Here is a 329-nt window from a genome sequence, read left to right as displayed (position 1 = left end):
TTAACTTCCAATAAAGGAAATAAAAAATAAGTGGCATCCCTAAGGGGATTCGAACCCCTGTTACCGCCGTGAAAGGGCGGTGTCCTAGGCCTCTAGACGATAGGGACACTAAAACTATTGAGTAAGTGAACATTGAATAAACAAGGTTCAACTACTTAGAAAAGCATCAAACAAGATTTTCATCTCGCTTTTATGATTGAAACGTTCTTCAATCAAAGGAAACAACAAGACCTAGTTTGTTATACCCTTTTTACCTATTCATTAACTTCCAATAAAGGAAATAAAAAATAAGTGGCATCCCTAAGGGGATTCGAACCCCTGTTACCGCC

The 329-nt window shown here is 38.3% G+C and carries 1 tRNA gene; it reads right to left on the bottom strand.

Features of this window, described 5'->3' with window-relative positions:
• Window positions 1-31 precede the first annotated feature (31 nt).
• Window positions 32-107: transfer RNA gene (locus H4J70_RS20325), tRNA-Glu, on the bottom strand.
• Window positions 108-329: the final 222 nt, after the last annotated feature.

This window comes from Colwellia sp. BRX8-9 (assembly GCF_014077245.1).
Taxonomy (GTDB): Bacteria; Pseudomonadota; Gammaproteobacteria; order Enterobacterales; family Alteromonadaceae; genus Colwellia_A.
This window is presented reverse-complemented; position numbering and strand designations above follow the sequence as displayed.